Origin of the sequence: Bradyrhizobium sp., from assembly GCF_035273305.1 — a bacterium.
Lineage (GTDB): Bacteria > Pseudomonadota > Alphaproteobacteria > Rhizobiales > Xanthobacteraceae > Bradyrhizobium.
Genome location: NZ_DATEPI010000272.1, coordinates 23,853 through 33,645, shown reverse-complemented (window position 1 = coordinate 33,645; position 9,793 = coordinate 23,853). Strand labels below are relative to the sequence as shown.

Genomic DNA, 9,793 nt, shown 5'->3' with positions numbered 1-9,793 from the left:
AGCCGCGCCGTCGGCGTCGCCTCCTCGCTGCTGTCGCCCGACAAGCGCGAGGCGTTTGCCGCCGACATCCGATCCGAATACGCCAAAATCTCCGCGGCGCATTTCCGCGCCCAGGCGGACAAGAAGCGGTTGAAGCTGGCCGATGCCCGCGCCAACGCGGTCGCGCTCGATTTCGCCGCAACGCCGCACAAGAAGCCGGCATTTCTCGGTGTCAAATCGTTTCGCGACTATGATCTTACCGAACTCGTCGACTACATCGACTGGACACCGTTCTTCCAGACCTGGGAGCTGACCGGGCGTTTCCCGGCCATTCTTGATGACCCGAAAGTCGGCGAAGTCGCGCGCTCGCTGTATGACGACGCTCGCAAGATGCTGGATGTGATCGTGAGGGAGAACTGGTTCAAGGCGCAGGCCGTCATCGGCTTCTGGCCTGTCAACGCCGATGGCGACGACATCGCAGTCTATTCCGATGACAGCCGCACCACCAAGATTGCGACCTTGCACACCTTGCGTCAGCAATTGGAGAAACGCGAAGGCCGCTTCAACGCCGCGTTGTCGGATTTCACCGCGCCGGTCTCGTCCGGCGTGCCGGATTACATCGGCGCGTTCGTGGTCACGGCTGGCATCGGCGAAGATGCCGTAGCCGATCGTTTCAAGAACGCCAATGACGATTACTCTTCGATCATTTGCAAGGCGCTGGCTGACCGTCTGGCCGAAGCCTTTGCCGAGCGCATGCATGCGCGAGTGCGAAGGGAATTCTGGGCCTACGCGCCGGACGAGGCGCTGTCGCCGGAAGATCTCATCCTTGAGAAATATCAGGGCATCCGCCCCGCGCCGGGCTATCCGGCGCAACCCGACCACACCGAAAAGGCGACGCTGTTCGCGCTGCTCGATGCCGAGAACAATGCCGGCGTGAAGCTGACCGAAAGTTTTGCGATGTGGCCGGGCTCGTCGGTCTCCGGGCTTTATTTCAGTCATCCCGGCAGCTTCTATTTCGGCGTCGGCAAGATCGAGCGCGATCAAGTGGAGGATTACGCAGCACGCAAGGGGTGGAGCGTCGCCGAAGCCGAGCGTTGGCTGGGCCCGGTGTTGAATTACATTCCAACCCAGGATCGCTCGGCGCAGGATCGTCGCGCCAAGGAAACGATCGCGAAACCCGTGCCCGCGTCCACTGTTCCGGCTAACGACGTCGACTCCCAGGAGTTGGCCGCCCATCCGCCGGGCTGCAATTGCGCGGTGCATCTGGCTTATCGCAAGAAGACCGCGCGGGCGGTGTAACACTTTTCGTCCCTTCACAATCGCAAGCACTCTCTCATGCTTCCGCACGTCGTCCCTGCGGAAGCAGGGACCCATAACCACCGGCCCGCATTGTTTGAAAGAACAGGGAAACGAACACCTGCTTCAATGGCAGCTGTCACGGCGTAGGGGTCCCTGCGTTCGCAGGGACGACGCTGATAGAGTTGGCGCGCAGCGCGTTTCCCCATTGTGGCGAGCGAAGCTCGCTCTCTTTCTTATCCCTCCCACTTGCGGGGAGGGTGGCACATCGTGAGCGATGCGAACGATGTGACGGGTGGGGGTCTCGTCCGTGCGGGATCTACCCCCACCCGGCGCTTCGCGCCACCCTCCCCACGAGTGGGAGGGATGAAGACCGGTGACGGCGTGCCACTGTACGCAACGACAGGCGCCGATGTTCACAGCACACCTCCGCGTTCTCGCCGCGCAGGTCGCGCGAGTTTTGAATTGTATAGCGCATCTGAAATTCAGAGGGCGCAGGGAATGCCGGGCGCGCGATGCACCCGCAGTCTCGCGTGCAAAAGATAGAAAGCACACGAGGTAGTCACCACAGGTTCACCGAAATCATCCGGCATTCCCCGCGCAATGGTTTTACGACTTATAGCGCGCTCTCCCCGGTGATCGGGCTTGTTGTCACCGTCGGCGGCGGGATACTTCCCGCCGACTTGACACCAGCGTCGAGGCGTCAGGACCACACGACTTCGCCGTCCGCATCACGTGCCGTTCGTCTCACGGCACATCCGCGGCCATCGCATCCCGTCCCGCGTTCATGACGATCGATACGCCCCTTTGGTGGGACAGGATGGCCGGGGTTATAGTTTTGATTTGGGCAGTTCGAGAACGGAAATATTTTTGCAACGCGGGCTGGACAGCGAAATTGTTGATTTGCCGGTCAGGCAAAATCAGTCGACTGCAATCAAAGAAATCAGAGGCTCTCGGATCGCGAATGATCGCGGCCCGCCCCGCACTGCGACCGGCGACCGGAAATCTTTGCCTAGAAAATAGCTGATCATGACCTTGTCAAATACTTCGAACAATGCACAACCTTGAAGCGATCTCGCATTTTTGGATGCCCCAATGGTATCGACGTCACTCCGTCCCAATCTAGTTAAACGAGTTCAACGGCTACCAAAGCCTACAAACGTTGCAGGAGCTCTGCAGCCTTTATTCGAAGCGATTAGCAATTCGATTCACTCGACACAGGCAAAATTCGGCGACTCCGCTCCCCGACGAGGAAAGATCGTTGTCACAGTTTCTACTAATCGCAAAAAAGAAGATGTTTGGGCAACGGTAGAGGACAACGGTGAAGGTCTAAACAAATCTAATTGGGAGGCGTTTACCACCACCGACACCGATAACAAAATCCAAACCGGAGGCAAAGGTGTCGGGCGCTTGCTCTGGCTTGACTGCTTTGAAGAAATCGAAATCGTGAGCGTCTTCAGGAGCGGCCTTGCCCGCAAGAAGCGATCGTTCCGATTTGTCCTAGCCCTTGAGGATCAGATAAGGGGCGAAAAGACCTCTAGTGTCTCACCTAAGACCGATACCTATTTTTGGGTTAAATTTGGAGGTCTTAAAGATAACGGCTACCTGTCAAAGTTTCCAGGACGAGAGAGCTTTGTATTTCAACATCTGACTTCCCATTTCCTACCAACCTTTATCGGCGGTCGGTGTCCAGCAATTGCAGTTCACGTTGGAGATGAGACGCGTAACTATCCAGAGGATATCGACAAGATAGTCTCTCGCAAAAGTCCAGAGATACCTGTCAAAACGGCCGAATATGGAACACTAACACTTACTTTGATGGAATGCGAAAAAGTCGCCAGCGCTGACATGAAGGGTTCTCATTTTATACACTTCATCGCGCACGATCGAACGGTGAAGTCACAATGCATAGATGGGAAGTTGGGGCTGAAATATTTTGGTGAGAAGCAAGATCGTGTGTTTCACGCTCTCATAACCGGCGAATATCTGAACGAGAACGTCAATCAGGAACGCACGGCTTTTCTGTTTGAAGATGTGGTCATAGAGCGCATCATCAACGACGTATGCACAGAGTACATTAATAAATTCCTTGCCGAACCTCTAGCAGAGTTAAGTGGAAAGCAAAAAGAGATAATAGAGGACATCACTGAATCTTATCCCTCAGTTGCGTTCGGAGACACGGAAGAACTTCAGGCAAAATTGCCCTCAGGAGAACTTAACGACGATGCGATTTACGGACACTTATCACGTGAGCGCTTCCGTCGAGATCAGCGTCAGGCAGAAAAAATCCGTTCCGTCCTTACAAGGCTCAAGCAAACCGGAGCCGATATACGGGCATTTTCCGATGTCCTAAAGGAGGCAGGGAAAGCGATCGAGGATGCCGAGAAACGCAGTCTCGCCGAATACGTTGTAAGACGAAAAGTAGTGCTGGACTTTATCGAGATACTCTTGGAGAAAGTCCGCGATGATACTCGGGACAGCTCTTATCAACGCGAAGACATCCTGCACTCTTTCATCTGTCCGCTGCGGATTAACACGCTTGCCAACGGGTCGACGAAAGTAGAGGCGGCAAGTTCACACGACCTTTGGATATTAGATGAACGCTTGACCTTTGCGCGATATTTTAGCTCCGACGTCGAGTTCTCGATTCTTTCAGCCGCAGTACAAAGTGAAGAGAGGCCCGATGTTCTTATTTTTGATTATGTTCATGGGCTGCGGCAGACGGAAGAACCATCAAAGGTCTTGCTAGTTGAGTTCAAGCGACCTGGGCGTACATCCTATGGAGACGATGAAAACCCCCAACTTCAGGTGGAGCGTTATATACGCCGCTTGCAATCAGGCATACTCGTCGACGTCAAAGGTCGGCCAATCAAGCTAGATAGTTCGACCGTTTTTTATTGCTTCATTGTCGCTGATATCATGGGCAAACTCAACGAATGGACCTATTCGTGGCAACGGACCGCGGACAATCGGGGGCGAATTTACCGACCTAATAGCGGCTTCCTAGGATCTATAGAACTTGTTGGGTGGGATGCCCTTATCGAAGACGCTCGAGCGAGAAATCAAGCTTTTTTCGATTACGCCGGAATTTCAGGGCGGAGTTTATTTAGTCCGACTGGACCATAGCACGCCACTCTACCTCTACCTGTACCCCTAACCCTACCCCTCGCCCTCGTCGCTGGCGAGCAAGCCCTTCACCGCGCGCGACCAGCCGGCCAGCTTGCGCTCGCGCGTGGCCGCACTCATAGCGGGTTTGAAACGCCGCTCGAGCCGCCAGTTGTCAGCAAACTTCGACGGTTCGGGATAGACGCCGGCGCATAATCCCGCGAGATAGGCAGCGCCGAGCGCGGTGGTTTCCTGAATCATTGGGCGATCGACCGGCGCATCGAGCAAATCCGCCAGCCGCTGCATGGTCCAGTCCGACGCTGTCATGCCACCATCGACGCGCAGCACGATGTTTGCGCCTCCTGCTTCCGGCCAATCGGCGCGCATCGCCGCCCAAAGATCGAACGTCTGGTAACAGACGCTTTCGAGCGCCGCATGCGCCAACTCGGCGGGGCCGGTATTGCGCGTCAGCCCGAACAACGCGCCGCGCACGCGCGGATTCCAGTACGGCGCGCCCAGCCCGACGAACGCGGGCACCAGATAGACGCTCTGCATCGAATCGGATTTATCGGCGAGCGGGCCGCTCTCTGAAGCCTGCTTGATGACGCCCAGGCCGTCGCGCAGCCACTGCACCGCGGACCCGGCAACGAAGATCGAGCCCTCGAGCGCGTAGGTGCGTTTGCCCCCGAGCTGATAGGCGATGGTGGTGAGCAGCTTGTTCTTTGATGCAACGGGCGTGGCACCGGTGTTGAGCAGCGCAAAACATCCGGTGCCGTAGGTGGACTTGATCATGCCCGGAGAAAAACAGGCTTGGCCGATGGTGGCGGCCTGCTGGTCGCCGGCAATCCCAGAGATGGCGATGGAGCCGCCGAACAGTTCGGGCACGCTTTCGCCGAAGCTGCCGGAGGAGTCCTTTACTTCGGGCAGCATCGAGCGCGGCACACGCAAGATCTTAAGCAGCTCGTCATCCCACTGACCGGTGTGAATATTGAACAGCAGCGTGCGCGAGGCATTGGTGGCGTCGGTGGCGTGGACCTTGCCGCCGGTCAGTCGCCACAGCAGATAGCAATCCACCGTGCCGAACATCAGCTCGCCTCGCTCAGCCCGCCCGCGCGCGCCGGGCACGTGATCGAGAATCCACGCCACCTTGGTGCCGGAGAAATATGGATCGACGATCAGGCCGGTCTTTGACGTGATCAAGGGCTCATGACCTTCGCCCTTGAGTCGAGCGCAGATATCAGCGGTGCGGCGATCCTGCCAGACGATGGCGCGATGAACAGCCTGGCCGGTGGCGCGGTCCCACACGACAGTGGTCTCGCGCTGATTGGTGATGCCGATCGCGGCGATATCCTTTGCTGTCAGATTGGCGTTCTTCAGCGCCTCGCGGCAGGTCGCGATCGTGGAGCTCCAGATGTCGTCGGGCTCGTGCTCGACCCAGCCCGACGCCGGAAAATGCTGCGGGAATTCAGCTTGCGCGACTGCCGCGATCGAAATGTCGGCGCCAAACACAATGGCGCGCGAAGACGTGGTGCCCTGATCGATGGCCAGCACAAAGGACATGAGGTTGTTTCCTGGCGTTGCTTCCCGAAAGATTTGTTTTGGCTGCGTTCGTCGAGAAGCAAGCGGATTGGGAAGCGAAGGTCAATATGGGCGGAGCGCGTGCGAACGCAGGCACGACGCCGATAGGCTGGCTTCGTGATACCAGTCGCGGCCATTCACGTGTTTTCTCTCTCGCCGGCGCTTGCGGCGGAAGCAGCCCCCCACCCGTCACATCGTTCGCTGGGCTCACGATGCGCCCGCCCTCCCCACAAGAGGGGGAGGGAAAAGAAACGAGCGAGCTTCGCTCGTCGCGACCCATAAAGTGGAGGGACTTCGAATCACCCTGCGCGATCAGAAAAGACTCACACCGATGCCGTGGTAACCCCGCCGTCGACCACGATGGTCTGGCCGGTCATGAAGCTCGAAGCATCGGAGGCGAGATAGGCGACCGCGCCGGCGATTTCGTCGGGCTCGCCGATCCGCCGCAAGGGCGTGGTGGCGCAGCGGCGCTTCAGCCGCTCCTCGTCTTCCCACAAGGCGCGGGCGAAATCGGTTTTGACCAGACCGGGCGCGACGCAATTGACGCGCACGCCCTTGGGTCCCCATTCGCCGGCCAGGCTCCTGCACAACGCGAAATCGGCCGCTTTGGAGATTCCGTAGGCGCCGATCACGGTGGAACCGCGCAAGCCGCCTATCGAGGAGATGATGATCACCGAGCCGTTGCCGCGTTCGGCCATTTGCGGGATCGCAAGCCCGCACAGCCAGATGTTGCTCTTGACGTTGGAGCCCATGATCTTGTCGAACGCTTCGTCCTTGATATCGAGCAGTGGGCCGTAATACGGATTGACGGCCGCGTTGCAGACGAGGACATCGACCTTGCCGTAATGCTTGGTCGCGCCCGAGATCAGCGCCTCGACTTCGTTTCGGCGCGAGATGTTGCAGGCGATGACGTGAGCGTCGCCGCCCGTTTTGCGGATTGCGGAGGCCACTTCCTCGCAGGCGTCAGCCTTGCGGCTCGATATCACCACCTTGGCGCCGAGCTTTGCCAGAAGCTCCGCCGACGAGCGGCCGATGCCGCGGCTGGAGCCGGTGACGACCGCGACTTTTCCGGTGAGATCGAACGGGGTGGATTGCATGATTGTTTCCCTTCTTGTTCGTTGTCGTCATCTCGCAGTCAATGGCCGGGCTTCGTCCCCACGATCTTGCTGCTTCCGGAAGGTTAAGACGTGGATGACCGGGACATCGGCGCGAAGCAAAGCTTCGTCGCCTCGCCCGGCCATGACGACGTGCCCTCGCAACTGGCGCGGAGCGCTGGTTAAACCAGCCCGCCGCTGTTGGTGACGCGGCGCAGATGATAATCGGTATCGCCGAAACTATTCTCGATCATGGTCAGCCGCTTGAAGTAGTGGCCGATCTTGGCCTCCATGGTCATGCCGATACCGCCGTGCAACTGGATCGACTGCTGGCCAACAAATTTCCCCGACTTGCCGACCTGAACTTTGGCCGCGGCGACCGCGGTCGCCCGCTCCTTGGCATTGTCGAAATCGTTGGCCATGGTCGCAAACAGCGCCATGCTCCGCGCCTGCTCCAGCGCCACGAACATGTCGGCGGCGCGGTGCTGCAAGCTCTGGAAACTGCCGATCGGCACGCCGAATTGCTTGCGGGTCTTGAGATATTCGATCGTGGTCTTGAGCGATTCATCCATGATGCCGACGGCTTCGGCGCAGATCGCGGTACGGGCCTCGTCGACCACGCGCTCGATCAGCGGCAGGGCATTGTCGGGATCGCCGATCGCCGCATCGGCGCCGACCTCAACGCCGGTGAAACTGATATCGGCGGCGTGCAGGCCGTCCTGGGTCGGGTAGGTTTTCTTGGCGATCCCTTTGGCGTTGCCGGGCACCAGAAATACGCCGATGCCGCTCGCGTCTCGCTGACCGCCCCTGGTGCGGGCGGTCACGATTAAGGTGTCGGCGTTCTCGCCATTGAGCACAACAAACTTCTCGCCGTCGATCACCCAGCCATCGCCCTTTTTCTTGGCCGAGGTCGCGACATCCTGCAGGTCGTATCGCGAATTTTTCTCCAGTTGCGCGAACGCGAAAGTCTTGCTGCCGTCGATGATCCCGGGGATATGAGCAGCCTTCTGCGCGGCCGAGCCGCCGTGGCGCAAGAATCCGCCGGCGATCACGACTGTTGCCAAATAAGGCTCCAGCACCAGCGCCCGGCCCATCGCCTCCATCACGATCATGATTTCGACCGCGCCCGCGCCGAAGCCGCCATCGTCCTCCGAGAACGGCAACCCGAGCAGCCCCTGCTCGGCGAGCTTGCTCCAGACGCCTTTGCTCCAGCCACCCTTCTCGCTCATGTATTTCTTGCGCTGGTCGAAGTCGTAGGAATTGCCCAGCAGGCCCTCGACGCTCTCCTTGAGAAGCCGCTGCTCCTCCGACAAATCAAAATCCATTTTGCTTATTTTCCCCGGTTACTCTTTCGTCGCGGCCGGGCTCGACCCCGCCATTCACGACTAACCTCGAACAACATGTGGATGCCCGCGATGCGCGAAGGCGAGCTTCGCGCTTTTACCCGGGCATGGCGAGAAGCTTCACAGCCCCAGCACGGCCTTGGTGATGATGTTGCGCTGGATCTCGTTTGATCCGCCATAGATCGAGACCTTGCGGTTGTTGAAGTAACTCGGCGCGATCTGCGCGGTCCAGTCCATCGCCTCGTTGCTGCCGTCATCGCCGTGCTCGTCATAAGGCGCGGCGAACGGACCGATCACTTCCATCAAGAGCTCGGTCGTGGCCTGCTGGATCTCCGAGCCCTTGATCTTCAAAACCGAAGACGCCGGATTCGGCTTGCCCTTGCCATGCTTGCCTTCGTCGGCAACGACGCGAAGCTGGGTGAGTTCGAGCGCCTTCAAATCGATCTCCACCTCGGCGAGCTTTTCGCGGAATTTCAGATCCTCGATCACCGGCTTGCCACCGGATTCGACCTTCGAAGCCAATTCCTTGATGCGCCGGATGCGCTCCTTGGAGACGCCGACCCGGGCAATCCCGGTGCGCTCGTTGCCGAGCAGAAACTTCGCGTAGTCCCAGCCCTTGTTCTCCTCGCCGACCAGGTTTTCCACGGGAACCTCGACGTCATCGAAGAACACTTCGTTGACCTCGTGGCCGCCGTCGATCGTCTGGATCGGGCGCACCGTGATGCCCTTGGACTTCATGTCAATTAGGATAAAGGAGATGCCGGTCTGCTTCTTTGCCGACGGATCGGTGCGGCACAGGCAGAATATCATGTCGGCATGCTGCGCCAGCGTAGTCCAGGTCTTCTGGCCATTGACGATATATTTGTCACCCTTGCGCTCGGCTTTGGTCTTGAGAGAGGCGAGATCCGACCCCGAGCCCGGCTCCGAGAAGCCCTGGCACCACCAGTCGTCGACATTGGCGATGCGCGGCAAATAATGCTTCTTCTGCGCTTCATTGCCGAATGTGTAGATCACCGGACCAACCATGCTGACGCCGAACGCAAGCGGCGCCGGTGCCGGGTGCATCTGCAATTCCTCATTGAAAATGTAGTGCTGCACCGAGGTCCAGCCGGTACCGCCATATTCCTTGGGCCAGTGGGAAACGCCCCAACCTTTCTTGTTGAGGATGCGCCACCAATCGATCATCTCCTGCTTGCTGAGATGGCGACCCTCGACCAGCTTCTGGCGCGTCGCCGGCGGCACGTTATCCCTGAAGAAGGCCCGCACTTCCTCGCGAAACGCCTGTTCTTCCTTAGTGAAGCTGAGATCCATTGGATCCTCCTGTGACGAATTGAGTCTGAAAACCTGTTGCGATGCGATCCGACCTGTTTTGATGGCAGCGGTGCAAGCGTGCGGTTG

General features: G+C 58.6%; 6 protein-coding genes. 2 read left to right on the top strand and 4 right to left on the bottom strand.

Going from position 1 to position 9,793, the window contains the following annotated elements:
• Both VJV58_RS18120 and VJV58_RS18115 read left to right on the top strand, forming a co-directional pair.
• Positions 1–1,278: vitamin B12 dependent-methionine synthase activation domain-containing protein (locus VJV58_RS18120; RefSeq protein WP_324138741.1), on the top strand; the 1,278-nt coding region annotated here is incomplete at its 5' end.
• A 1,092-nt stretch (positions 1,279–2,370) separates the two neighbouring features.
• Positions 2,371–4,401 carry an ATP-binding protein gene (locus VJV58_RS18115; RefSeq protein ID WP_324138740.1) on the top strand — a complete coding sequence of 677 codons (2,031 nt, stop codon included), beginning with the start codon at positions 2,371–2,373 and terminating at the stop codon, positions 4,399–4,401.
• Positions 4,402–4,434: 33 nt separating this feature from the next.
• On the opposite strand, the gene glpK is transcribed toward VJV58_RS18115, so the two are convergent.
• The 4 genes from glpK to pimC form a co-directional block, all read right to left on the bottom strand.
• Positions 4,435–5,940 (bottom strand): glycerol kinase GlpK, encoded by a 1,506-nt coding sequence (gene glpK / locus VJV58_RS18110; RefSeq protein ID WP_324138739.1) that lies wholly within the window; start codon positions 5,938–5,940, stop codon positions 4,435–4,437.
• Between the two features lie 341 nt (positions 5,941–6,281).
• Complete coding sequence (locus VJV58_RS18105) at positions 6,282–7,055, bottom strand: SDR family oxidoreductase (RefSeq protein ID WP_324138738.1); 774 nt, start codon at positions 7,053–7,055, stop codon at positions 6,282–6,284.
• A gap of 179 nt (positions 7,056–7,234) precedes the next feature.
• Complete coding sequence (gene pimD, locus VJV58_RS18100; protein WP_324138737.1) at positions 7,235–8,377, bottom strand: pimeloyl-CoA dehydrogenase small subunit; 1,143 nt, start codon at positions 8,375–8,377, stop codon at positions 7,235–7,237.
• A 138-nt stretch (positions 8,378–8,515) separates the two neighbouring features.
• Entirely contained in the window at positions 8,516–9,706 is a 1,191-nt protein-coding gene (gene pimC / locus VJV58_RS18095) for a pimeloyl-CoA dehydrogenase large subunit (protein WP_324138736.1), read from the bottom strand.
• Positions 9,707–9,793 lie beyond the last annotated feature (87 nt).